The 23,301-nt window shown below is 61.0% G+C and carries 22 protein-coding genes; 11 read left to right on the forward strand and 11 right to left on the reverse strand.

What is annotated here, in order from left to right; genetic code table 11:
* Positions 1 to 9 precede the first annotated feature (9 nt).
* From D2V04_RS03755 to D2V04_RS03770, 4 genes are all read left to right on the forward strand, one after another.
* A complete protein-coding gene (locus D2V04_RS03755; RefSeq protein ID WP_119511993.1) occupies positions 10 to 744 on the forward strand; it encodes a carbonic anhydrase in 735 nt (244 codons plus the stop codon).
* Positions 744 to 1,397 carry a DUF2490 domain-containing protein gene (locus D2V04_RS03760; RefSeq protein ID WP_119511971.1) on the forward strand — a complete coding sequence of 218 codons (654 nt, stop codon included), beginning with the start codon at positions 744 to 746 and terminating at the stop codon, positions 1,395 to 1,397. The genes D2V04_RS03755 and D2V04_RS03760 overlap by 1 nt, the downstream gene beginning before the upstream one ends.
* A gap of 121 nt (positions 1,398 to 1,518) precedes the next feature.
* Positions 1,519 to 2,481: a sodium-dependent bicarbonate transport family permease gene (locus D2V04_RS03765; RefSeq protein WP_119511972.1), complete on the forward strand. Its 963-nt coding sequence runs from the start codon at positions 1,519 to 1,521 to the stop codon at positions 2,479 to 2,481.
* Complete coding sequence (locus D2V04_RS03770; protein WP_119511973.1) at positions 2,478 to 2,789, forward strand: P-II family nitrogen regulator; 312 nt, start codon at positions 2,478 to 2,480, stop codon at positions 2,787 to 2,789. Before D2V04_RS03765 ends, D2V04_RS03770 begins: the two co-directional genes overlap by 4 nt.
* A gap of 86 nt (positions 2,790 to 2,875) precedes the next feature.
* On the opposite strand, the gene D2V04_RS03775 is transcribed toward D2V04_RS03770, so the two are convergent.
* The 3 genes from D2V04_RS03775 to D2V04_RS03790 all read right to left on the reverse strand — a co-directional run bounded on the left by D2V04_RS03775 (position 2,876) and on the right by D2V04_RS03790 (position 9,436).
* The gene (locus D2V04_RS03775) at positions 2,876 to 4,171 is read right to left on the reverse strand and encodes a hypothetical protein (RefSeq protein ID WP_119511974.1); all 1,296 of its coding nucleotides are present in this window, start codon (positions 4,169 to 4,171) and stop codon (positions 2,876 to 2,878) included.
* A gap of 1,199 nt (positions 4,172 to 5,370) precedes the next feature.
* Positions 5,371 to 7,026, reverse strand: coding sequence for an alkaline phosphatase D family protein (locus D2V04_RS03785; protein WP_119511976.1), 1,656 nt, complete (start codon positions 7,024 to 7,026; stop codon positions 5,371 to 5,373).
* A 31-nt stretch (positions 7,027 to 7,057) separates the two neighbouring features.
* Complete coding sequence (locus D2V04_RS03790; RefSeq protein ID WP_119511977.1) at positions 7,058 to 9,436, reverse strand: TonB-dependent receptor; 2,379 nt, start codon at positions 9,434 to 9,436, stop codon at positions 7,058 to 7,060.
* A gap of 331 nt (positions 9,437 to 9,767) precedes the next feature.
* Between D2V04_RS03790 and D2V04_RS18280 the strand changes: the two genes are divergently transcribed.
* Positions 9,768 to 9,902, forward strand: coding sequence for a hypothetical protein (locus D2V04_RS18280; protein ID WP_267463446.1), 135 nt, complete (start codon positions 9,768 to 9,770; stop codon positions 9,900 to 9,902).
* A 146-nt stretch (positions 9,903 to 10,048) separates the two neighbouring features.
* Here the strand turns inward: D2V04_RS18280 and D2V04_RS03795 are convergent, their stop codons facing one another.
* Positions 10,049 to 10,468: a hypothetical protein gene (locus D2V04_RS03795; RefSeq protein ID WP_147391761.1), complete on the reverse strand. Its 420-nt coding sequence runs from the start codon at positions 10,466 to 10,468 to the stop codon at positions 10,049 to 10,051.
* A gap of 54 nt (positions 10,469 to 10,522) precedes the next feature.
* On the reverse strand, positions 10,523 to 11,896 hold the full coding sequence (locus tag D2V04_RS03800) for a transposase (RefSeq protein ID WP_119511979.1): 1,374 nt from the start codon (positions 11,894 to 11,896) through the stop codon (positions 10,523 to 10,525).
* Positions 11,897 to 12,001: 105 nt separating this feature from the next.
* Between D2V04_RS03800 and D2V04_RS03805 the strand changes: the two genes are divergently transcribed.
* Positions 12,002 to 13,173, forward strand: a protein-coding gene (locus tag D2V04_RS03805; protein ID WP_119511980.1) for an IS3 family transposase whose coding sequence is annotated in 2 segments (ribosomal slippage) — positions 12,002 to 12,266 and positions 12,266 to 13,173 — 1,173 coding nt in all. Because the reading frame shifts where the segments join, the coding sequence is not laid out codon by codon here.
* 430 nt (positions 13,174 to 13,603) lie between these two features.
* Here D2V04_RS03805 and D2V04_RS17720 read toward each other — a convergent pair.
* On the reverse strand, positions 13,604 to 14,248 hold the full coding sequence (locus D2V04_RS17720; protein WP_147391762.1) for a hypothetical protein: 645 nt from the start codon (positions 14,246 to 14,248) through the stop codon (positions 13,604 to 13,606).
* 180 nt (positions 14,249 to 14,428) lie between these two features.
* On the opposite strand from D2V04_RS17720, the gene D2V04_RS03815 reads away from it, so the two are divergent.
* On the forward strand, positions 14,429 to 15,055 hold the full coding sequence (locus tag D2V04_RS03815; protein WP_119511982.1) for a class I SAM-dependent methyltransferase: 627 nt from the start codon (positions 14,429 to 14,431) through the stop codon (positions 15,053 to 15,055).
* Here the strand turns inward: D2V04_RS03815 and D2V04_RS18400 are convergent.
* Both D2V04_RS18400 and D2V04_RS03825 read right to left on the reverse strand, forming a co-directional pair.
* Positions 15,052 to 15,537 carry a cysteine hydrolase family protein gene (locus D2V04_RS18400; protein ID WP_119511983.1) on the reverse strand — a complete coding sequence of 162 codons (486 nt, stop codon included), beginning with the start codon at positions 15,535 to 15,537 and terminating at the stop codon, positions 15,052 to 15,054. The genes D2V04_RS03815 and D2V04_RS18400 overlap by 4 nt on opposite strands.
* Complete coding sequence (locus D2V04_RS03825; RefSeq protein ID WP_119511984.1) at positions 15,470 to 15,955, reverse strand: MucR family transcriptional regulator; 486 nt, start codon at positions 15,953 to 15,955, stop codon at positions 15,470 to 15,472. The genes D2V04_RS18400 and D2V04_RS03825 overlap by 68 nt, the downstream gene beginning before the upstream one ends.
* Before the next feature lie 275 nt (positions 15,956 to 16,230).
* Between D2V04_RS03825 and D2V04_RS03830 the strand changes: the two genes are divergently transcribed.
* Both D2V04_RS03830 and D2V04_RS17860 read left to right on the forward strand, forming a co-directional pair.
* A complete protein-coding gene (locus D2V04_RS03830) occupies positions 16,231 to 16,587 on the forward strand; it encodes a DUF4440 domain-containing protein (protein WP_119511985.1) in 357 nt (118 codons plus the stop codon).
* Positions 16,588 to 16,612: 25 nt separating this feature from the next.
* On the forward strand, positions 16,613 to 16,783 hold the full coding sequence (locus tag D2V04_RS17860) for a hypothetical protein (RefSeq protein ID WP_182849648.1): 171 nt from the start codon (positions 16,613 to 16,615) through the stop codon (positions 16,781 to 16,783).
* Positions 16,784 to 17,213: 430 nt separating this feature from the next.
* Here D2V04_RS17860 and D2V04_RS03835 read toward each other — a convergent pair whose 3' ends face one another.
* From D2V04_RS03835 to D2V04_RS03845, 3 genes are read right to left on the reverse strand one after another with little or no spacing between them, the layout of a single operon-like run.
* The gene (locus D2V04_RS03835) at positions 17,214 to 17,675 is read right to left on the reverse strand and encodes a response regulator (protein ID WP_228766244.1); all 462 of its coding nucleotides are present in this window, start codon (positions 17,673 to 17,675) and stop codon (positions 17,214 to 17,216) included.
* Positions 17,672 to 18,559: a sensor histidine kinase gene (locus D2V04_RS03840; RefSeq protein WP_119511986.1), complete on the reverse strand. Its 888-nt coding sequence runs from the start codon at positions 18,557 to 18,559 to the stop codon at positions 17,672 to 17,674. Before D2V04_RS03840 ends, D2V04_RS03835 begins: the two co-directional genes overlap by 4 nt.
* Positions 18,556 to 20,391 carry an AAA family ATPase gene (locus D2V04_RS03845; protein ID WP_119511987.1) on the reverse strand — a complete coding sequence of 612 codons (1,836 nt, stop codon included), beginning with the start codon at positions 20,389 to 20,391 and terminating at the stop codon, positions 18,556 to 18,558. Before D2V04_RS03845 ends, D2V04_RS03840 begins: the two co-directional genes overlap by 4 nt.
* Before the next feature lie 508 nt (positions 20,392 to 20,899).
* On the opposite strand from D2V04_RS03845, the gene D2V04_RS03850 reads away from it, so the two are divergent.
* Positions 20,900 to 22,165 (forward strand): DUF3644 domain-containing protein, encoded by a 1,266-nt coding sequence (locus D2V04_RS03850; protein WP_119511988.1) that lies wholly within the window; start codon positions 20,900 to 20,902, stop codon positions 22,163 to 22,165.
* 3 nt (positions 22,166 to 22,168) lie between these two features.
* A partial coding sequence (locus D2V04_RS03855; RefSeq protein WP_147391763.1) for a TnsD family Tn7-like transposition protein occupies positions 22,169 to 23,301 on the forward strand: 1,133 nt, incomplete at its 3' end.

Genomic DNA, 23,301 nt, shown 5'->3' on the forward strand with positions numbered 1-23,301 from the left:
GTGTTCGTCATGAGGAAACTCGCATTAGCAACCGCCCTTACGCTAGGCATCTCGACTGCTGCGTTGGCGCAGGAGAAGGACTGGAATTTCGGCGACGGTGTCACCGATGAGCGCTGGTCTCTCCAGAATATCGATTACGCATTGTGCGATGTCGGGCTCAATCAGTCGCCGATCGATCTCGGCACCCCCAATGCGCGCGGCAACGTCGAACTGTCCACCATGTTCGGCACCGTCTCGGGCGAGATGGCCTTAGGCGAGGAGAAAGTGCAGGTCGACTTTGTCGATGCCGACGGCAAAGGCATGAAGTCGGGCGGCACGATGTTTAATCTCGTCCAGGTCCACTTCCACACCCCGTCCGAGCATGCGATCGACGGAAAACGCTTCCCGCTGGTGGCGCATTTCGTTCACGCGACCGATGATGGAAGACTCGGAGTCCTGGGTGTGATGTTCGAGGAAGGCCGCACCAATCCGGGCCTTTCGAATATTTTGGAAGCGCATGCGAGCGGTGACGGTACGCCGGTCACGTTCGACATCGATACGATGGTGCCGGACGATCTCGACGTCTATCGCTACATGGGCTCGCTCACCACTCCGCCATGCAGCGAAGGAGTAAATTGGCACGTCGCGGATACGCAGGTCGAGGCGAGCGCCCAGCAAATCGCGGCACTTCGCGGTGCGCTCGGACCGACGGCCCGCTCGCTCCAGCCGCAGGGCTCGCGTCTCGTGGTGGCTCCGAGCGACTGATGCGCGCGCTCCTGTACCCGATCGTTGCCGGAGGTGCCCTGATGGCATCTCCGGCCATGGCCCAGAACGAAGCGTTCGAGTTCTGGCTCAATCCTTCCATTTCTACCGATCTCGACGAGGATACCGGAATCGAGCTGGAAACCGCTCAACGGTTCCGCAGCAGTGAAGATGGGCGGGTCGACACCTATTTCACGCGGCTCTGGCTGAACCAGGATATCTCCGAAAACTTCACCCTATCGGGGGCGGTCGAACGGCGGATCAACGATGGTGGGAGCGACGAGACCCGTCTGATGCAGCAATTGTCGGGCAGCCACGGCATCCTGCGGACCCGCCTGCGGCTCGAGCAGCGGTTCATCGACAACGCGGATCGCATGGGTCTGCGGCTGCGACCGCGATTGGGCGTATCCGTTCCAATCAACGAGCAGGGGCGCTGGTCCGCAAAGGCAGATGCCGAATTGTTCTGGACTCTGAGAGGAAACAATATCGGCAGCGACGAAGGCATTACCGGCCTTCGGACGCAGGTCGGCTTGTCCTACGATGTGAATGACAACCTCTCTGTCGGTCTGGTCTACCTGCGCCAGCAGGACTTTGAGGATGGTGGCCCTGACGAGATTGGACATGCTCCCCTGATAAGCATCGAACATGCCTTTTAGCTGACGCCGTTTTTGGAGAGGTTAAGGCAGTTTGCTTACTGACCACGCCTGTGACGTTGCCGGTCGATAAGAGCCTGGCGCGTGTCTCTTATCTGCTGACGAGCGAAAGATCAGGAACTGTATGGACCAGCTGACTTCCACTCTCTTGTCCGCCCCGGTCCTGTTCTTCGCGCTCGGCGTCTTTGCGGCCGCTGCACGGTCCGACCTTTCGATCCCGGAAACGATTGCCAAGGGCATGTCGCTTTATCTGATGGCGGCGATTGGCCTCAAAGGCGGAGTGGAAGTCGCGAAGGCTGGCGTTGGTCCCGAGCTTCTTTCGGCGCTGGCGGTTGGACTGGTCCTGAGCGCAGTCATCCCCTTTCTGGTCGCTCCCGCGCTCGCAAAAATCGGAGGGCTGGACCGGACGAACACCGGAGCGGTTGCAGCGCATTACGGCTCTGTCAGTGTCGTAACTTTCGTCACTGCCAGCCAGGTCTATGGCGATACCGGGTTCGCCATTGCCGGTTTCATGGTGGCGGTCCTTGCGATGATGGAGACGCCGGCCATCTTGTCCGGGCTCTTCCTTGCACGCCGGGAAAGTGGGAAGCTATTCTCGCGTGAGCTGTTGCGGGAAGTATTCTTCAACGGATCGGTCGTCTTGCTTCTTGGCAGCTTTACAATCGGAATGGTGATCGGCGAGGACGGGTTCGAGCCGATTTCGCCTCTTTTCCGTGCCGGCTTCACCGGGGTGCTATGCCTGTTCCTGCTCGACATGGGGCTAATCGCGATGCGCCGAATCCTCAAGACGCGCTCACTCACCCTTCGGCTCGCCTCGCTTGCCGTCCTGTTTCCGATCGTCAACGGAACGTTGGGTGTGTTGGCGGGCACATTCATCGGCCTCGACACACCATCTGCTGCTGCCCTCGGCATCTTGTCGGCTAGCGCGTCCTACATCGCTGTACCGGCAGCGATGCGCATGTCGCTGCCCCAAGCCGACGCGGGCCTTTATCTCGCAATGTCGCTTGGCGTTACCTTTCCGTTCAATATCGTTCTCGGCATACCGCTGTTCCGCTGGATGGCTGAGACGGCGCGAGCAATGACATGATCGAAACGACACCGCGTGAACGCATCGAGGTGCTGGTCGACGCACCTCTGGCACCACGCTTGGCTGAACTGGCTGAAACGGCGGGGATCACTGGCCATACACTTCTACGTACCGAGAGCGGTCGTGGCCGGCATGGAGAGTGGTCCGAAGATCTGCTTAGCGGCGCGACAGCCAAGTACGTCTTCCTGACGATCGCAAGCCCAGAACGAGCGGATGCTTTTTTAAAAGCACTGGTGCCGCTGCTCGAAAGCCACGGTCTCGTCGTTCTTCGCTCTACCGTAGATGTCATCCGTCCTGACCGATTTTGAGCGCCTAGGTCTAATGTCTATCTGATCGAACGAGAAGCGGACAGTCGGCAAACGGCCCAACTTCAGCGGTACGCACACTTCGCTTTTCAGAGGTTCACGCACTGGCGCATGGTTGCGCGAAGCGCCGCAGGCGCATTGGAGAGAGAGGCCTCGCCTTCAAGTCGGCCATCGATACGCAGATAGACCATGTCCTTTTGCGTCATGAGGTGCTCGATCAACGATGTGCCCGCGATGCCTCCCACCCAGTAAGTCCCGGCATTGTTTGCCCGCTGGACGGGAATATCGACCAGGCGCCCAGCGAAGTTCCAGGTCATGGTGCTGCGCGTGCCGGTACCCGGCTTATCCAAGAACATGGCCATGTAGGGCCGGCCATTCTCGCAATAAACCGTGATCGAGATGATGCTCGGCGAGGCCGCGGCCTCGACGTAGGCGACCGGCGCTCGGCCCTGCACGGGCAGCACCTCCCATGGCGTGCCCGGCGCGGCATTGGCCGTCTCGCCGGGGCTGCGCGCCAGCATCGCGCCGACTTCGGACGGTTCAGGCAGGCGACCGCTTGCAGGGGCGTAAACGGATAGCTTCCCTTGTTCCCAAAGTCCTACCTGCACCGCCCGCTTCGCAGCGTCGATCAGGACATAGGCCTGATCCTCCCCGCCGCGGTGCGGAGCGTTGCCCATGATGTAGTAGAGATTGCCTTCGCGCTTAAGCGGCGTGACAGTCGAGAGATTGATCTCGAGTACTGACATCTTCTCACCGAGCACCGCGCGCAACGCGGCGGCGATGGCGCCCTTGTCGAACAGGTCGATATTGTCCTCGGCATAGCTTCCGGGATAGCGGCCCACCAGACCGGGAAGATTGGTCCACTCGAGGGGCGTTCCGGGAACCGGAACAGCTTCGGCCACGGCCGGGGGCGTTCCGCCGCTGCCGGTGCCTGCGCAGAGTTGATAGCTTCCTGCGAGCGTCGCATGAAAGGGATCGAGCCGCTGGCCCGGCTCGGCATTGGCCTCGATGCGAACTGTGCCCGGCTTTTCATCTTCGTTCACGTACATGAGCACAGGGCCAAGGTCGCTGTCGCTTCGCGGGAAAGGGAAGAACGCAAGCGCAATGCCCTCGTAAAACCCTCCGAAGAAGCTCGCCGCGTACTCGATCCGCGTCGCCGTTACCGTTCGGCCATCCGCGCGGAAGGTCATGCCGGCCTCAGCGATCGTCACGCGCGGCTCACGAGCGCAGTCGCCGTCCGGCGCATAACTGCCGTAGATGTGATCGAACTCGGCCCCCTGGAGGCCATCTATGGAAACAGCCTGAGCGGAGTCTGTGACCATCAGCGCATTGGCCGCCAATGCAAGACCGAGCACGCGCCGCCCCCGAAAATCCAGCTTGTCCATAGAATCTGCCCTCGCACACTCGGACTGGAATCAATGATCCAGACTGTATGCGACCCCAGATCGGAACTAACAGAAATCCGTCATTCTGATCAACGGGTGGATGGGCCGGCGAGACTTTATGACTGCGTTCTGACAGCAATGTCTGTTTCGCTGACTGCTGAGCCTGAAGCTGCCAGTCAGCAACCGGCCCAATTGCCGCCTCCACCCCGCGCCTGAACCAGCGGCAGCTTTCGGGGAGCGCAGTGGAGCCGCCGAGCGGCGGCTATGTCGGCGTTGGGCGCCGGTGCTGCAACGCCACGTCCGCAAGGGCAAATTTTGTAGCTGCAGCAGCGTTTCCGGACGCGACGACATTGCGTGCCTTTGACGCGACTGGGATAAGCCTCCATGGCGAGCAACTAACAAGCGGGCACGAGCGAGGCGCGTGCGATGGCCATCTCTTTTACGTCATTGTGAAAGACTACGTGACTAGCCTGACATCGAACTTGGAATTGAAAGATGCCCACGTGTCGAGACATTGCCCCAACTGCCGCTCTCGCATTAGCTTCGCAACCTTCCTCCTCCCGCGATACTGGGACAGCCTCAAGTGTCCGACATGTACAACGGACCTCAAGCTTCGCGGTCCCTTCTCCTGGGGAGTTGAAGTGGCAGCCCTTCTGATAAGCGTCGGCGTTTATAGGGCGGTCAACGGTAGCCTTACAGAGCTGGTCGTCATGCTGCCGATCTGTGTGCTCCTCATGTTCTTGCAGTACAGGTATGCTCGCATTGAGGCCGAAGAGACCAAGTCGTCGGTGTGAGCCCGATCTCACTCAGATGGTGAATGGGTCAGGCCGTTGTCGGCCTACTGTCTGCTAACCGCCCAGTCGTAGCTATCCCGCTTTCATCTCGGCACACCAAGAGCTGCCTAGCAGGAAGCGACACGTTGCCGCCTCTGGCCGAGCATGAACATAGGGCCGGTTTCGACGAGCTAATCTAAGTCAGCGAATGTCCGAAATTATCGGCGATCATGCTCTTCACTTCGTTCGGTCGCATCATACCGGTTAGAGTGCACTTGGAGTTCCGTGCAACTTGGCTAGCCAGCTGAAGCCGAAATGCTTCTTGCTTCCAATAGTCTGGCTCAAGCCTTGATCCGTTCGATTTGCCGAGGCGGCTGCGCAGGTTCCTAGATCGAGCGCTGGTCAGAGCGCCGACGTGCCCCGAACTCAGCTCTCTAGTGCTTGCAGCGGGCCATCGGGCCGGGTGCGGAATGTGGCGGCTACGCGCCGCTCGAACGGTTTGGCGAAAATCGTCGAAACGGCGACATGCTCCACCCGCGCCTGCTCAGGCGTCAGCGTGACCAGCGCATAACCCTTGTTGTCCTGGTCGCAGTAGATGACTTCGTCGTTGGCCGCGGCGAGGAAGCGGCCCAGGCCCGGCAGGATCGAGCCGTAGGACGGGCTCGAGATCGCCGTGCAGCCGACCTCGACGCCCGCCAGCCGGCCCGAGCGATCGTGCAGATTGTTGGTCCAGGCCGCGTGGCTGTCACCGGATAGCACCAGCGGGCGCGATCCGGCGCGGGCGAACAGCTCGTAAAGCCGCTCGCGCGCGTGCGGATAGCCGTCCCAGCTATCGAGATTGAACGGCACGCCAGCGCGGTATCCCGCCAGCGCGGTGTCGATCTGTGCGCGATATTGCGCGGGCATCTGCGCGCGCATCTCGGCATATGCCGCGGCGCCGAGGCTCGCTTCAAGATCCGGCCCGGCGACCCGCGCCATCACCACCTGGTTGCCGAGCAGCTGCCACGGCTTGCCGGCCCGCACAGAGGCGCCCAGCACCCCTTCCAGCCATTCGCTCTGCCCGCGCCCGAGCAATTCGCGTTCGGGCCGCTCGCGCTCGGCCAGCAGCGCCGCGACGCGTTCCGCCGCCGGCAGTTCGCCCTTGGGGGCCGCCTGCCGGTCGCGCGCCAGCAGCCGGGTCTCGACCATCGCCAGAGTGGCGAGGTGGCCGAATTCGAAGGTGCGGAAGATCGCCTCACGCGCGCGCAGCGGATCGGGATCGCGGATCGGCATCCATTCGAAGTAGGCCTGCATCGCCACCGCCTTGCGCCCGGCCCAGTCGCCCTCGCTTTGCGGCTGGTGGTTCTCCGCTCCGCCGATCCATCCGTCATTGGTGACTTCATGATCGTCCCACACGCAGATGAAGGCCGCGCGGGCATGGGCGGCCTGCAGGTCCGGGTCGGACTTCACCTGTGCATGGCGGCGGCGGTAGTCGGCGAGCGAGACGATCTCGTGCGGCGGATCGGGTAGCCGGCCAAGTCGGCGGCCAATATCCGCGCCATAACCCGTCTCGCCATATTCGTAGATGTAATCGCCCAGATGCACCACCGCATCAAGGCGCGGCAGCGCCGCCATGTCGGCATAAGCATTGAACAAGCCGCCGGGATAGAGCTGGCAGGAGGCGACCGCGAACACCAGCTCGTCCACAGCGCCCGTAGGCAGGGTGCGGAAGCGGCCTGACTGAGAGCGCGCGCCGCCCGGGCCTTCGAAACGGTAAAAGTAGTCGCGGCCCGGCGCGAGGCCGGTCACTTCCACCTTGGCGGTGTGATCGGCAGAGGCGCGCGCAGCGACCTGGCCAGAGGCGATCGGAGCGCCGTCGGGGGAAGTAGAGACGCGCCAGGCGAGGGGAATGTCGCCGCCATAGCCTTCCTCGGCTGTAGCCCGCGTCCAGATCACCGCGCCGTCTGCCGACGGGTCGCCGCTGGCGACACCGTGGGCGAAGCGGACTTCGTGGGGCGGCTGTTGCGCGATGGCGATCCCGGGGAGGCCCAGCGCGCCCCCGGAGCCCAGCAGCGCAAGCACGCCGCGGCGATTCATCGGCATTTCGGTTCTCCTTCTGCTCGTCCGTTCCGCCTCAGAAGAACCGACCGGTCAGTTCCACGCCGTAGAAGCGCGGCTCTGCTGGGATGAAGGTCGGAATGCCGAAAGCGCCGCCGGTGTTGCCCGCATCGAGCAAGTAGTTCTCGTTAGTCGCGTTGCGGATGAAGCCGGCGATCTCGAACCGGTCCTCGGCGAAGCTCAACCCCGCACGTGCATTGAGCAGAGTGACCGCATCCTGCGAGAGCAGCTCGCTGTTGGGCATCTCGAAATAGATGCGGCTGCGGTGGGTGATGCTGGGCGTCGCGAAGAAGCGCATCCCGTTGCCGACCGGCGCATCCACGGTGAAGCCGGTCGCCCCCTGCCATTTCGGCTGCAGACGGAAGCGCGCGCCGGAATAGGCCGGCGTCAGGGCGCTATCTTCGTCCACCTTGGCATCGATGTAGGCGCCATTGGCGAACAGGCTCAGCCACGGCGTGGCCTGCACCGCCAGCTCCGCCTCCAGGCCGAGATTGGCGGCCGAGCCGGCGCTTTCGGTGCGGCTCGAGCCATCGTCCTGCAGCACGCTGACCTGGAAGCCCGAATAGTCGAGGTAATAGGCGCCGAGTGAAGCGGAGACCGGCCCGCTGCTGACCTTCACGCCGGCTTCGTAGTTCCACACCACCTCTTCCGGCACGAGCTGGTAGTCAGGCACCGCGTTTCCTTGGTTATCCCGCGTAGCGCCCAGCTGCACGACGGCCGAGCGGCGGCCCTTCGACACGGTCGCGTAGAGGTTCACATCGTCCGTGGCGCGATAGAGCACGTTGAAGCGCGGCAGCACGTCGAAGAAGTCGTCCTGCGCGGTATAGGTCTGCCCGTCCGTATCGGTCTGGCCGGGGATCAGCGAGTAAGCGAGGCTCGGCAGCGCCGCCAGCAGCGCCTGGCGCATCTCTGCCGGGAGCAGGCCAATCAGCACCGGGGCCGGCGCAGTGGCGGAATAGCCCGACTGGCGGTCTTCCCACAGCAGGCGGACGCCGGCGGTAAGTTCCAGTCTGTCGGTCGCCAGCCAGGTTCCATCTGCGAACACCGAATAGCTATCGTTCTGCCCCTGGTTTTCGTAAACCGACCGATAGGGAAGCTGCGTCAACGCGCCTCCGGTCAGGGCCGCCAGGACCTGCGATGCGGGCACGCTGCCGTCCGCCGCCACGCAGGGCACATTCGGCACCGCGCGGGTCAGGCACTGCAGGAACGTCCCTTCCTCGCCGGAGAAAGGCACGGTCTGCCGGCCGTCCTCGGTGAAGTAGTTCCAGCCGAAGGAGCCACGCAGATTCGTGCCCGAGTAGGCGAAGCGACCCTCGTGGCTGAATTGCCAGCCCTTGGCGATCTCGGCGAATTCCAGGAACCAGGCGGCCGACCCGTCGGCATCGAAGGTCTCGAGGCTGTCGAACTCCCGGTAGCCGTTGACCGTGGTGAAGGTCCAATCGTCGGCGATCGCGTATTCGGCGGTGAAGTTCAGGTCGTAGATTTCGCGATCGAGCCCGAGCTGGTCCTTGCCCAGCACTTCCGCGGAGAGGGTCGATCCGCCCAGGTTGGCCCGGCCGAAAGGATCGGCCGGCCCCGCTTCCGTCGGCAAGGTACCGGAAATGAACGGCGTTCCGCCATTGCGCTGGCGATCGAAGGTGCCGACCAGGTCGATCGCCAGATCGTCGTTCGGGGTCAGGCGCAGCGAAGCGCGCAGCCCCAGGTTGTCGAGCGCATACAGCTCCTCTTCCTGCGAAGGGTTGAGGTTTTCGACATAGCCATCGCGCTTCTTCCATTCGAAAGCGATGCGGCCAGCCACCTTGTCGTTGCCCGCGTTCACGAAGCCCGACAGCTTGGTGTAGTCGAAATTGCCGTACGCACCGGTCAGCTCGGCCGAAACGCCCGGCTCGGGCCTTGCCGGCACGATGCTGATCGCGCCCACCGCAGAAGCGGTGCCGAACAGGGTGGCCTGCGGGCCCTTGATGACCTCGATGCGGTCGAGATCGTAGATCGACTGATAGCTCCCGCGCGAGCGCGAGATGTCGACGCCGTTGTAGTAGAGCGTGACGCGCGGCCCCTGCTGCGCCGAACCGGAATCGGAGGTCACGCCGCGGATCACGATGCCCGGGTTGTTCGCACTCTGCTCCTGGACGTTCAGACCGGGGACGTAGTTCGAAAGTTCGTCCAGATCGGAGACCCCCAGTTCCTCGATCCGCTCGCCGCTCAGCGCGGAAATGGTGATCGGCACATCCTGCGCACGCTGTTCGAATTTCTGCGCGGTGACGACGATCTCGTTGCCCGACTGTCCGGTGCCTTCGAGGTCCATCGTGTCGGTCGCGTCCTGCGCCAAGGCAGGGCAGGCGACCAGCGCCGTAGAGGCGAGAAAAAGGCGTGCAGTTGCGTAACGAACGTTCATAGTGGCTCCCGATCCTGAGGTTCGAAGCGCAGCTATGCGCGATATGTGACGCTCAGGAGGCTGTTCGATTGCGGCACGATGAAACCGGCGGTCCGCATTGGAGGGGACGAGACGGTGAGGAAATCTGTCCGCGCAGCACTTTTCCACGCACTTGGAGTCGTGAACTGACACAGCTATCCTCAGCGCCGATGTGCTGACCCGGATTTCCGCAACGCTCGGTATTTATGCCGCGCTTTGCGTGCTGTTCGCCGAGGAAGACTAGCGCATCTGCTGGTTGGCTCAGCCGCATAACGCTCCGGTGTTTGGCGGTCGCGCGCCGATGAGGCTTGTAATGAGCGGCGCGCTGGATGACCTGCTGACCCTGCGTCGTTTGCTCGATGACGCTGGCGGCGGCATCTACATGGCTCCGAACGCGGCCGATTGGGGCTTTGAGCCGTACAAGGATGATGAGATAGTCATCGGTTGATGGCGTGGCTGAGGTGCATCCAGCGGCAGCCACGCGCCCCAGTCTCGGACCCTCGAGCTTTATCCGTGAGCGCCTGAAAGCGGACCGGCAGCTGGCGTTGCGACCTTCACCTAGTGCCGAAATTGCATGGGATGCGGCCCTTGCGGTCAATTGAGCTTTCGATAGACTGGTTCGGGCGTAGCCTTGTCGATTATCTTCCCGGCGCCCAAATTCCTGATTGCCGCATGCAGGGCAACCCGCTCAACCGGGGCTAAGGGCTGCGAGACTGTTGTTATCACGACCGTAAGGCGCGAAAATGGAAGTAATCTAAGACCTGAAGCCGCCTCCTTGAAGGCATGCTTTAGCTCCTCTTCCAAGTGCGTCTGATCCGCGATCAAGAGGTCCGCGTTCGAAAACTTGTAGAGCGCTTTCCGATCTATCGCCGCATGTCCAGATGTTCTCCTCAGCAGGATCTGGTTATGGAGGATCTGCAATTCGAACTCGTATCTGAAAATCATAAGATCGCTAATCCCCTGGTCCGCCTTGCGGAACGTCAACAACCGGGTGTATTCCGTTGAAAAAGTCACCGATGGCTGCGCGGGAAGGTTCTGGATCGAGGGCGAGTGAGGTCGCTGCCTCTCTCAGGCGGTGGCGAGGCCCGGGATGGACCGCATCTTGGCCAGTTTTCGGAGGTTCTGGGCTGCGGCGGCGAGGTGGAACTCATCTTTTGCTCCGTTGGGACCGCGCAGACGCAAGCGGTCCAGCTTCAGGATCCGCTTGAGGTGCGCAAAGAGCATTTCGACCTTCTTTCGCTGGCGACGTGAGACGAGATAGGCGTCACTTTTGGAGATATCGCGTGCCAGGTCGCGTGCGCCTTCGTGGACCGAGCGCACGATCTTGCGGGTCGCCGTGCGGGGTGCGCAGCGCTGCTTGAGATTGCATGCCTGACAGTCCTTCTGGCTCGCACGGTAGCGGATGAAGCCATCGGCATTGGCCAGCGGCCGCGGTGTCTTGAAGTTGCGGTTGGATGGTCTCAGCCGCTTGCCGCCAGGGCAGAGGTAACTGTCGTCCTCGGCGTCATAGGTAAAGTCGGATCGCGCAAGAGTGCCGTCGCTGCGTGCAGACTTGTCGAACACGGGAATGTGGGGTTCGATACCCTTGTCCTCGACCAGCCATGCAAGGTTCGGCGCCGAGCCATAAGCAGTGTCGGCCACGAGCTTCTCGGGCCACAAGCCGAAGCGTTCCTGTGTTCGCTCGATCATCCTTCGCTGCGCAAGCACCTCAGCCTGCCGCACCGATGTCGTCGCCTCCACATCGACGATCACCGCGTGATCAAGGTCGATCAGATAGTTGGTGGAGTAGGAGTAGAAGGCCGCCTCGCGCGTCGCCGCAGTCCAGCGCGCAGCTGGATCGGTGAGGTTGATCCGCTTCGGCTCGACAGGCGTGGCTCCGCCAAAGGCTGCATCATCAAGCACCTCGAGATACTCAGCGACTGCACGACCGGCAGCTTCGGGCGGGAGACCTTCTTCCCTCGGAACCGAACGCTGGCGGTGAACATCGGCGCGGATCAGGCTCGCATCGACAGCGAAGCCTTCTGCTCCCACCAGTCCCTCGGCCATGCAGCGCTCGACGGTCATCTCGAACAGCTTGCGCAGCAGGTCGCTGTCACGGAACCGGCCGTGCCGGTTCTTGGAGAAGGTGGAGTGATCGGGCACCGACCCCTCGAGATCGAGCCGGCAGAACCAGCGATAGGCAAGGTTGAGGTGCACCTCCTCGCACAAGCGGCGTTCCGAGCGGATACCCATGCAATAGCCAATGAGGAGCATCCGGATCATCAGTTCAGGATCAACCGAAGGTCGCCCAGTCGAGCTGTAGAACGGCTTCAGGTGCTCTCGGATCTCCGTCAGATCGACGAACCGGTCAACCGAGCGCAGTAAGTGATCCTGCGGCACATGATCCTCAATGCGGAAGCTGTAAAACAGCGCCTCCTGCATCACCGTCCGCTCGCCCATCATCAGCAAATCTCCTGATTACGAAGAACACTGAATCAGCGGCTTGAGGTGGTCCCGGAAATTTGGACAGGGTGCTAAGCTAATCCCGACCTGAGGATTGGACGGGAAATGAAGAAGACGAGGAAGCGCTACAGCGCGGAGTTCAAGGCAAAGGTGGCGCTGGAAGCGATCCGGGGTGACCTGACGCTGGCGGAGCTGGCAGCGAAGCATGGCATCCACCATACGATGATCGCGGCGTGGAAGCGGCAGGCGGTCGAAGGGATGGCAGGCACGTTCTCGGGGGCAAGTGATGCGGCCCGGGCGGCCAGCGAGGCCGAAGTCGAGAAGCTTCACGCGAAGATCGGTCAGTTGGTCGTGGAGCGCGATTTTTTAGCCAGAGCCTCCGGTCGATGAGCGTGGCACGGAGGCGATCGATGATCGAACCTGCTCACCAACGCCTGTCGATCGCGGCGCAATGCCGGCTGCTCTCGATCAGCCGGTCGTCCTACTACTATGCACCGGTGCCGGAGAGTGAGGAGACGCTGGCGCTGATGCGGGTGATCGACGCGGCGTTCCTCGACATGCCGTGGTATGGCAGCCGGCAGATGGTCCGGCACCTGCGCCGAGGCGGCTATGATGTTGGCCGACGACGTGTGCGGCGGCTGATGGGCAAGATGGGCCTGTCGCCGATCTACCAGCGACCGCGCACGAGTGATCCGCATCCGCAGCATCGGATTTATCCGTATCTGCTGCGCAAGCTGGAGATAGTGCGGCCGAACCATGTGTGGTGTGCGGATGTGACCTACATCCCGATGCGCCGAGGGTTCCTGTACCTGGTCGCGGTGATGGACTGGGCGACCCGCAAGGTCTTGGCCTGGCGCCTGTCGAACACGATGGATGCGGGCTTCTGCGTGGCGGCTTTGGAGGAAGCGCTGGCGCGCTTCGGTCGTCCCGAGATCTTCAATACGGATCAGGGTAGTCAGTTCACTTCGCTAGCCTTCACCAGCGTGCTGCGGGATGCCGAGGTGCGGATCAGCATGGACGGCCGAGGCCGCTGGATGGACAACGTGTTCATCGAGCGGCTGTGGCGATCTCTCAAATATGAATGCGTTTATCTCCACGCCTTCGAGACCGGTTCGGAGCTGCGCACTGGCCTTGCTCGTTGGATCACCTACTACAACACGCAGCGACCGCACTCGGGTCTAGCGGGGCAAACCCCGGCAGAGGCCTATGGACGGATCGATGCTTCAGATCATGGGGGGCATGCCCCCCATGATCTGATGACCAGACTGGCGGCATAATCACATCCGGGATTAGCTTAACTTCGCCGCCAACCTGTCCAAGAAGGCGGGACCACCTCACAGCGCCGCTTTGGGGAAAATGCCAGCCGAGGCGCGCGAGTTTTGGCATGCGGATGGATAGCGGCTTCCGTTGAGTGTCGCACAAGTTCTGTCCGCTTTTTCTCGCGATTGTAGAAAAGCGAATTCACCCATTCTCACCCAACTTGTGCTAAGCTTGTCTCGGACATCCTCATACCAGTCCCCGATGTTTCTGCGTAACGTAGGGTCGGTTTTCGACGAGGCGAACTGGGCAACAGAGCGTCCGCTTCGTCGGCGGGACTCGCCGAATCGCGAACGCCGCTGAACGTCAGCGTCTTAGATTCCAAGTTCCAGCACCTGCTAGATAGCAACCGGCGCAAAAGCGGGACCATGCCACGCCTCGAGTCATTTGCTACTCGGCGAATACATTCTGCTTGAGGTATTCCAGAGCGGCCACCGCATGATCTGAATGGAAATCGAGGACCAGCCGGGCTTGTGGATTGCCCCAGAGGCACTTCAGAAAGCCGGGGCTTGTCCCGCGACAGAATACGCCCTGATCGCGGTTGAAGTATTTGATGGATCGTCTGTGGATACCGCGGTTCGCGTCGAAACCCAGCGAGTTCGAGTCGACGACCGCCTGGAATCCATCGACCTTCGGATATTCCTCAGGGACAGCCCCGAATTCCTCTCGCTCCCTGGCAATAACGGAAGGGGAGAAGGTCATCGGACTCAGGTATCGCTCGAAGCGGCCATCAAGCAGGACAGCTCCGCGGACCACGATGGGTTTGCCACCAGAGCTGCTCGCAAGTCGCACATCGTATAGCGCCGCTGCTTCATGCGTTTCGCGGAGCGCCCAATCTGCGGGAGCTAGATCCCGAAATTTGTCAGCCAGTTTGGGATCGATCGCTGGGTGGGAACCCTGAACATCGACTTTTGGAGATTCTCGTGGATCTATGACTGCCTTGCCATCTTCGGAGCAACCGGAGAGGGCGGTGAGGAGAAGCAGCTTGAGCGCCAATGCGCAGGCCTGTTTCGCGAAGCTTGAAGACCAATCCATATTGCCCTCGATTTTTCTGCCACCAGGCGTGCAGCAGCGGCGTGCCCTCAAATCAGAGCATCACGCATACAATAGGAAGCACCGCTTGAGACCGGCATGATCTATGACTGTTGAAGAGTTCGCTCGAGGGCAAACGATACGGCCATTGATCGCGATCACAGGCGCGCTAGACAGAACGCCATGCCGCGGCCCGTTGATCACGCCAGATACTCTGATCCGGCAACGCTGGACTTCTATGACATCGAAGCGCCCGACTATGTGGCGAGCGGCAAAGGCGGTGTCAGCCGATGGCTCGACGATTTTATCCGAGCGCTTCCCGAAGGAGCCCGCGTCCTCGAGCTGGGGTGTGGCGGCGGGAGGGACGCCGAGGCCATGCTTCTACACGGCTTCGACGTTCATCCAACCGATGGATCACCGGCGATGGCAGCCAAAGCCGAGGAACGGCTCGGCCGACCTGTAACGACGATGCGGTTCGACGAACTTTCCGAGATAAGCGCCTATGACGCCGTGTGGGCCAGCGCCAGCCTGCTTCATGTTCCGCTTCCCAGGCTCAACGATGTCCTCAAGCTTGTCTTCGCCGCGCTGAAACCCGGCGGCCTGCATTTCGCCAGCTACAAGGGCGGCGGCATTCCGGGGCGCGATACTTTCGGCCGCTACTTCAATTATCCCGATCGAAGGGCGCTGATCGACGCCTACGCCGCGTCTGGACCTTGGGAGCTAGTTTCGGTCGCGGACTACATCGGCGGCGGGTATGAAGGCGGCCAAGGCCCCTGGATCGCCATCACGGTCAGAAGACCCCAAGCCTAAACGTTAGATGACCGGCAGCTAAGGTGCTGCCGGATTTCGTCATTCGTCAGAACTCGTCCGATATTGCCCGCGATGTAGCGGAGGGAATCGGCCGCATGTCCTTCGTCGTAGCTGCTCAGGCAATCGCTCGCCAGGATCACTCTCAGATCGCGCCGGTACGCGTCGATTGCAGAGGTGCGCACGCAAGCGTGGGTGTTCGCCCCGGCTAAAACGAGCTCGCCAATACCATGGCGATCGAGCACTTCATCTAGACCGGTGCGAAAGAAGGCGCTGTAGCGCTTCTTGACAAGGATGATATCGGCTTTGTCCCATGCTAGCCGAGGGTCCAGCTGAGCCCCCGGAGTACCGCTGACGCGGGGCCCCCGTGGCGCTTCGGCGCCACGGGAGTGTTGAGATCGGTTTAGCGATGAGTGCTTACGCGGTCTTGGCCGTGCCTCCGCGCCTCTTTGCCGAGCTAAACGTAGTCGCAGACTTGGCGGCACGCCCCTTCTGGCCGAGGCCGATCTTCTTCGCCATTTCGCTGCGCTTGGCCGAGTAGCTCTCCGCCACCATCGGATAATCGGGCTTAAGGTTGTAGCGCTGCCGATACTCCTCAGGGGTGAGGCCATGCGTCGACAGATGCCGGCGCAGCGTCTTGTACGGCTTGCCGTCTATCATCGAGATGATGTGGTCTTTGGAAGCGAGGGATTTGCGCACCGAGACGGCGGGCGTGAACTCTTCCGTTTTCTGTTCGTCGCCGGATGTTCCCGCCCCGCTGGCAAGCTCGGTCACCGTCCGGTGGATTGACCGCAGGAATGCCGGGACTTCGTCTGCTGAGACCTGGTTGTTCTGATTGCCGAGCCAGGCAATCGTGATCTCGGTCGCAAGCTCGACGGCGTTCAGTTCGTTCTCTTCAGGCATTCATAGCTCCCTGGTCCTTGGTGCGGCCTGTCCAACATCTACAACCGAAGGCGCGCATAGTGCCCGCCTTGTATCGAGCAAACGCTTAACGGCGCGCATTACTGGCAGCGCGGTCCTCTGAAAAATGCACAAGGCTATTGAGCATGAGCTTGTTTGCATCGCTGACAGAACATCACGTGAGAGCGAGAGCTTCATCTGTCTTCGCGGCAGTGGTGCTCCCTCGGAACGAGCGCCCTGACGCATGTGTTCTCGTCATGCATAACGGAGGAACAGCGGTGGCGCTTAAGGACATTCTCTATACCGTCGAAGAAGGGTTCTGGCTCGGGGGCGAAGAGCACTTTCTCGCGCACGTCGATGAGCAATGCCTGCTAGTCTTCCCGCAGGCAGGCGAGATGCACGGCGTTCACTCGCGCAAAGATGTCGCGGCGACGGCAACACCTTCGAACAGGTGGCGGGACCTCAGGATCTCGGATCGTCAGTTTCTTCAAGTATCCGGTGATGTGGTCATCATCAGCTACCGCGCCGACGTCACGCGCGCCGACGGCGAGCCATACTCTGCTCTGATCGGCTCGACTTACGTGCGCCGGGAGCAGGGTTGGAAGCTGGCAGCGCATCAGCATTCGCCAATCTAATCGCTGGGACTAGCCGAACGCCCGCTTGCCGCGCCCCCGCGACAGCCACAGCCACAGCTACAGCTACAGCCATTTGCAGCATCGCTTGCTCGCCGTTCTCGCTGCGGAGGTTGGCCACTGCTTCGACCGGCATGCCGAACATCACCGCCTGATCATCGTCGGTGAGTTCGATGAGCCCTGCCTTGGCGACAAGTGATAAAGACTAGTTCGAGCCGGACGAGCGGCCAATCATCGAGAGTTCAATCGCGGATGTGGTGGCGGCGGCTGTCGCGGATCCCGCGATAAAGAGTTTGCAGGACCGTCTATAGGCCAGAGAGAAGACGCAACAGGCCCGGATTTGGATGCTGGGTCTCTCTTGCTCGTTCTCATAGTTCAGAGGGGGAGCAGAAGCCGGCTTTGCGAGCGCTCACCTTGTGAGAGAGCGCAAGCAAGTATATGAACGTTATATAAAAACGACGCTTATCGCCACACGGAAAATGGAAGAACTTTATTGTCTCAAATTGGCTGTAGCAGGAGTTGGATTGCCGCTGTGGCCTCATTGAGAAGACGAAATGGAAGAACTATTTTGTCAGAAGGTCGGCTGAGAGCCGCAGATTTGCGTGCAAGAATGGAAGAACTTTATTGTCTCACAACAGCTCGATGTCGGACAAAGCTCGAATCGCGGCGACGACGCGGTTGATCTTTTCCGGCGCCTGATCAATCTGATATTTCTTCAAAAACTCAACAGTGTGGACCTTGGCACCTTCCCCCCAAATATCCGCGTCGTGTTTTTGCTCTATAAGCGGCGCGATAAAATCCTCCGAAGGAGAACCTGTAAGCACAAGAATCTTCGTGCCCGGCGACACCGTGCGGGCATGATAGAACACGTATTTGCCGTGCTCGGGATCTAGGTCAAGCGAACCTCGGGCGGTTGGAATCTTTAGGTCTAGGATCGCGAAATCGAAGAATTCGCTGTCGAGCTTGGCCACAGCGTCGTCGCGATTGGTCACGAACGTCGGCAGCGTCGGTCCGTCTACGCCTGCGATGATCTTCTTCAACTCGGATACGAACTCTTCGTCATCCTCAACGACCAGGATATGCGCTGTCATTTGCGCCACCGAGCGGTGTAGAGAGCGCCACCATCCTTGGCCGGTTCTAGGCTAAGCGAGCCGATCATCGTTTCCACCGCTTGCCTGGCTATGGCCAACCCGAAGCCGATATGATCCTTCTTCGTCGAATTGCCGATTTCGAAAGCGGTCTCGATCGGGCCATTGATCCCGCCGCCGTGATCCACCACGGCGAACCAATAATCGACATCCGTGTCGCCCCAGCTGATGGTTACATCATGCGGGTTTGGTTGCGCTGAGGCGCCCTGCTGCGCCTCTATGGCGTTGCGAATCCCGTTCACTACGACCATCCGCACAAGGGATGGGTCACTCTTGATGAGGAAAGGCCGGGCTCCGATCGTGGAAATCCATTCACGAACCTCAGGCTTATATTCATCGAGTAACTCGTCCACGAGCGCGGACAAGTCGAACTCCTGGGGTCGCGGCACACCTGCCGCATTCTTCAACAGTTCGATCGCCTCGAACACGCGCGTGACCGATTCCAAATGACGTTTCGTTTCAGATTCGTCCCAGCGATCACCGAGTTCGCGCCTGCTGGCCAACCGAACGAGCCCGATCGGTGATGAAATCTCATGGAGTAGGAAGCCCGTGATCCATTCCATGGCTTTGCCGTAGATCTGTTTTCGCACATCGTCCGACACGACATCTGCTTCATCCGATGATGGCGCTGGCGTCTGCTCGTGCGCCAGCCGCCGGATGGTCTCCTGCAACGCGTAGTTTACGTAGGTGACCGACTCTTCGCGTTGAGCCCTCCGGAGACGCGGAAGATCGCTTGCGTGTCCGACATCACCAAGGGTTCGCGCTGCTTGGCCGCGAAGATGCGCGGATGATGCGGTCAAGTTGCGCAGAGCCTCGTCGCGATTCACGTCAGACCCTGCGAACCGTAGAATGTCGCGCGCTGACGGAAGGCGGCCGCACCGCCCTCCATGACCGACGTGATAGCGTGAACGACCGGGGGGTCTGCCAGTGCTCCGGCTGCGATTGGGAACCCACGACGCCCGTCGGAACTGAGCTGAATAACAAAGTCAGCCGCACCAAGGACCGGGATGTTCGCGTTGTGGGTCGAGAACAGCATCTGGCCATTTGCCGGGCGGGCGAGGATCGACTTAATCAGGGTGTCGGCAATGAAGGCATTATCGATGTGGTCCTCAGGCTGATCCACGATCAGCAGCCGCTCCATGTGGCGCAACACCAATGGGAGGATCACAGTGCAGCGCTGGCCAGTCGACAGCTCGCCAATGTCCTTATGATCTGGGCCATCCATTAGGGACAGGGTCACATAATCGTCGACCGGCACAGTCGCTATGCTGCCCAGATCCGCATCCTTTAGAGCAACGACAACTTTCGCAGCCCGATCGATGGTCATCGATCCTCGGGTGGCGATCAGATCGAAGTCGTCGTTGTCGACCGCCTCTAGCAATTCGCGCGGGCTGATCCGTGGCGTCAGCGCAGACACTAGATCGTTATACCGTAAGCCGCTGCCGCGAAGCGCCTCGGTTAATGCGCTCGCGAATGCTTCCGACTGACCGCCCCGCATGACCCCAATGCGGATACGTGGCCCCAGCACTTGATTGAGATGGAACGCAGCTTGGGTCCTGGCCTCAAACCGAGAGTTGCGCATCGTTTCGAGCGAGTCTAGCGCTTGGTTGCGGCGCTCAATGACAGTCTGAAGGTTTGCTATCAGTGCCTGTCTGACAGCCTGAAGCGATTCCAATTGTGCCTTGCGCTCACGCAACAACTGTCCGCGGCGGACAATCTCTCCCGCGCCCGTCTGAAGCGCCTCAACTTCGCGGCGAAGGTTCCTCGCCTGATCTTCTAAGCCTACCTTTTCAGCCTCAATCTGGCTCGCCATAGCGGCGCTGGCAGACGCGACGGCGGCAAGCTCCTGCAGGGCATAATTGATGTATTCATGCGCTCTTCCGACACGCGTACGCAGTTCGCCGAGAGGATCGCCGCCGGCGCCAGCGGGCCAAGCCTCGCTGCTCATTCCGACACCACCGCCTATCGAAGCGCGCCACCGTTCTACACCTTGGCTGAAACGTTGGATCGCCACGGACGCGACGCTTTTCGCCGAGATCGTAGCGCTCAGCGCACTAAGTTGGCCAGTCTTGGCGTTCGTATCAGCCGATAGGGCTGCCAACTGCAGCTCCTGCGGCGCGACCTGGTCGATCTGCTCGAGGATCGACGGGAGTTCCGCCAGCTGCTGATCCAGTTGTTCGATGTCCGCCCGAATGCTGTTTGCTTCAGACGTGAGCGAACGGACCGAAGTAACCGCTTCAGTCTCCGCTGCGAGAGTGGACCTCTGGTCTCCAATAAAGCCATCGAGCAATCGTAGCCGTCCGCCGGATTGGAGGCCGACGGTTTCAATCTCAGTCTGCGACAGCACGATCGGCGGGAGGAATGGGCCAGAAGACCGCGGGGCAGGGTCGTTCGCTGATCGCGAAACGGTGATCCGGCGACCATCCTCTATCAGAGTCAAGGTGACCTGGCCGGATCCCAATACCGAAAGCGCGTGCTCGCGGCTTCGCTTCGTGGTCTCCGATGTGTAGCCTTCCACGCCGAGACAAAAACGAATGAGCTCGATCAGGGTCGTCTTGCCGGTGCCGCGCGCACCGATAACAACGTTCAGGCCGGGCCTCAGACAGACGTCAAAGCCGTTGAGGAATCCCTCCTCAATCTGAATTCGTTCAATGATCATTCTGCCCCTATCGTCCTAGCGCGTTCGCAAGTCGGCGACCCCCAGTGGACGTTTACCGCGTGCGGGTGATCTGATCAGACACGATTTTCACGCTGACCGACGAAACTATCACCATGTTTCTACCTCGCAAGAGTGCACGTGCTCGAATGAGGTGAGGGCACTGATTCCAAGATCGGGGTGCAGCTCACATAGCTGTTAGACCCAATCTCGCTTTGGAACCGCTTCCTTAGTATCGGCCGAGGGCTCAGCAGGGACATCGCCCTGGAGACGCAGCCCATCTGGTAGAGATTGCGGATCGCCGCCAAGGCAATATTCGTGCAAGCGACATTTCCATCGCCGAACGTGTGCGTACGAAGATCCGATCGCACCTGCCTTGGCCGCTGCGAACGGGATTACCAGTTCCCACTGATCGTCGAGATTGGCCTACTCGGTCTGGCCTTGATGCTGGATTGCTTCAGCAGTTCATTAGACGCTCGGGCCGTCATATAAACCTTGTGGGAGGTGCGGGATGGCTGGCGACGAAGACAAACCCAAGAAGGTAAAGCGGCGTCGAGGGAACACCCTGGAGAAGTGGGAAGTCGCGATCGTCAAGGCCATGATCGCCCGTGGGGATCCGTTCACAAATGACCAGGACATCCTTGCCTATTTCACCCGCCCAACGCGCTCAGTGAACCATCGGCTGATCAGTGAGATCCGCAAAGAAGCGAAGCACAAAGCGATCAAGTCCGCGAGCGCCGAAGATCTGGACGCCTTCCTCGCGACTTGGCCCGACATTGACCATGAAACTGGCCTCAGCGCTCGTGGTGATGAACTCCTGATCAAAGCGCGTGAAGCTATGATCGCTGCGGTCCAAACGTTTAACAGTGCGGGCCTAACTTTCCGGGCTGAACTCTTCATTGTAACCGCGGTCATCGCTTGGACTTACCTTCTGCATGCCTGGTTCAAGCGTGAAGGCATCGATTACCGGTATCCCGGACAGAAAACCAAGGAGGGCGCAGACAAGTACTGGGAACTCGGTCACTGTCTCAAGCAGGGCAGGTGTCCTGCGAAGGGCGGCGCAGCCGATAATCTACGGTTCCTGCTCGAGATCAGGCACGAGATTGAGCACCGCTCTACTAGCCGCATCGACGACGCTCTGGGCGCAAAACTCCAGTCGTGCGCGCTGAACTTCAACGAGCTACTCAAAAAGGAATTCGGTGCGCAGTATGGTATTGAGAAGCGCCTGCCGATAGCGCTTCAGTTCGTCTCCTTTGGTGCCGAACAGCGCTCCGCTCTCAAGAAGGCCTCAGGGCTGCCTAAGAACCTCGAGGCCGCGATCGACGCGTTCGAGCACGACCTCAGCGAAGAGCAGTTGAAGGACCCTGCTTATCGGATGTCCTACGGCTTCGTACCAATGACAGCTAAGAAGCCGGGTGCGGCGGATACCGGCGGCGCCGTTTCGCCGAAGATCGCGGTGCGTGAGGGCGACCATTACCAGCTGATCTGGTCGAAGTTGCAGACGGAAGGTCTGGGCGACGACCTGATCCTGCAACTGATCGACAAGGTCCGCGCGCAGGGCCACGACGCTCGGCAGGACCCGCTGGGGTTCTTCGAGCACGTCCGGAAGCTCATCAGGGGCAGGAAATCGAAGCGCAAGGACGAGGTGGCTTTCGACCCCGCCATCCTCGAGGATCGCGATCTCAGGAAGCTTGTTGCAGAAGCGGCCGGGCGAGGCCTGACGCCGCTCGAGGCTATACGCGGAGCCGGGCTGACCGGCATCTGGCCGGAAGCTTGAGCGATGGACTGGTTGCCCGAGCCCTATCCTGGCGAGACCTTCTACAGCATGCTCGTGCGGTTGCACCGCTATCTGGGCAGACCTCCTTACGCGAGCTTCGCGCGGGCGATTGCCGGCAGGCGGCAGTTCGTGGCCCTGTGTCACCTACCCTGCGATCTTGCAGCTGTTGCCGAGCGCTTTGGTTGGCCCGACGAGCAGCTCGACCAGCTGATCCATTCGACCACGACCTATGGCTATCACACCGCGTTCGCGAGCCAGACGGTTCGGGAGAGGGCGCTGCGGCAGATGAAGGGGCAGGGCGCCTCGCTGCAGTTCACGCTTGGCCTGTCCACGTTTCCGGTGCCGATGCCCGGGAGCCTGCAATTCTGCCGGGACTGCGTCGCCGATGTGCTGGACCGGGCCGGCGAGGCGTGGTGGCTGCGCTGGCAGCAGCTACCGGGCGTTCTCGTCTGTGCCGAACACGGGACGTGGCTGTACAGATCCTCGGCCGAGCTGAACCCGCGGAAACGGCATTCGTTGATGTCTCCGGACGAGGCTGCCGAAATGCAAAGCGGAGATCTGTCATGCCGTTCTAACGGCAAACCACCGCCACCGAAACTGGTCGAGCTAGCGCGTCTGAGCCGGGCTCTTCTCGATGCGCCACCGGAACCGAATGGGCCGGCCGGACAATACCAGCACTACCGGCATATGCTCGCCGATCGCGGCCTGCTGAGAGGCACGCAGCACTTGCGAGCTTCGCGAATACAGCAGCTCGTGAGCGACTACTGGGGCGAGACGCTCGAGATGATACCGGGGCTGTCGCTCGGCACTGACGAGGGCCCGAACTGGGTGACGGACCTGCTGCGCAACAGACGCAAGCTGGCGCCGCCGGCGCAGCATCTCGTACTTCAAACTGCGTTGGAGCAAGTTCCGGAGGTCGAAAGGCCGTTCGGGCCGCCGCCGTGGCTCTGTCTCAACCCGCTGGCGGAGCATTTCGAGAAACCAGTCGTGACCAGGCAAAGGCTGGTCCGTGATCGCGGAAAGCTGCACGGTCATTTTACCTGCTCCTGCGGCTATTCCTACAGCAGGACCCGCCGTCCGGACGGGGCGATCGGCAGGCCTCGCATTCGTCAGTTCGGACCGGAAGCAGGGCGCTT

Origin of the sequence: Pelagerythrobacter aerophilus (genome assembly GCF_003581645.1) — a bacterium.
Taxonomy (GTDB): Bacteria; Pseudomonadota; Alphaproteobacteria; order Sphingomonadales; family Sphingomonadaceae; genus Pelagerythrobacter; species Pelagerythrobacter aerophilus.

What these genes read in the sequence shown, in the direction of transcription:
- D2V04_RS03785 (WP_119511976.1), bottom strand. Translation starts at nt 7,026, where the DNA reads ATGCCGATGAATCGCCGCGGCGTGCTTGCGCTGCTGGGCTCCGGGGGC.
- D2V04_RS03845 (WP_119511987.1), bottom strand. Translation starts at nt 20,391, where the DNA reads ATGATCATTGAACGAATTCAGATTGAGGAGGGATTCCTCAACGGCTTT.
- D2V04_RS03800 (WP_119511979.1), bottom strand. Translation starts at nt 11,896, where the DNA reads ATGATGGGCGAGCGGACGGTGATGCAGGAGGCGCTGTTTTACAGCTTC.
- D2V04_RS17720 (WP_147391762.1), bottom strand. Translation starts at nt 14,248, where the DNA reads ATGGATTGGTCTTCAAGCTTCGCGAAACAGGCCTGCGCATTGGCGCTC.
- D2V04_RS03850 (WP_119511988.1), top strand. Translation starts at nt 20,900, where the DNA reads ATGGCTGGCGACGAAGACAAACCCAAGAAGGTAAAGCGGCGTCGAGGG.
- D2V04_RS03760 (WP_119511971.1), top strand. Translation starts at nt 744, where the DNA reads ATGCGCGCGCTCCTGTACCCGATCGTTGCCGGAGGTGCCCTGATGGCA.
- D2V04_RS18280 (WP_267463446.1), top strand. Translation starts at nt 9,768, where the DNA reads ATGAGCGGCGCGCTGGATGACCTGCTGACCCTGCGTCGTTTGCTCGAT.
- D2V04_RS03825 (WP_119511984.1), bottom strand. Translation starts at nt 15,955, where the DNA reads ATGCCTGAAGAGAACGAACTGAACGCCGTCGAGCTTGCGACCGAGATC.
- D2V04_RS03790 (WP_119511977.1), bottom strand. Translation starts at nt 9,436, where the DNA reads ATGAACGTTCGTTACGCAACTGCACGCCTTTTTCTCGCCTCTACGGCG.
- D2V04_RS03765 (WP_119511972.1), top strand. Translation starts at nt 1,519, where the DNA reads ATGGACCAGCTGACTTCCACTCTCTTGTCCGCCCCGGTCCTGTTCTTC.
- D2V04_RS03835 (WP_228766244.1), bottom strand. Translation starts at nt 17,675, where the DNA reads ATGACAGCGCATATCCTGGTCGTTGAGGATGACGAAGAGTTCGTATCC.
- D2V04_RS03770 (WP_119511973.1), top strand. Translation starts at nt 2,478, where the DNA reads ATGATCGAAACGACACCGCGTGAACGCATCGAGGTGCTGGTCGACGCA.
- D2V04_RS03775 (WP_119511974.1), bottom strand. Translation starts at nt 4,171, where the DNA reads ATGGACAAGCTGGATTTTCGGGGGCGGCGCGTGCTCGGTCTTGCATTG.
- D2V04_RS03755 (WP_119511993.1), top strand. Translation starts at nt 10, where the DNA reads ATGAGGAAACTCGCATTAGCAACCGCCCTTACGCTAGGCATCTCGACT.
- D2V04_RS03815 (WP_119511982.1), top strand. Translation starts at nt 14,429, where the DNA reads ATGCCGCGGCCCGTTGATCACGCCAGATACTCTGATCCGGCAACGCTG.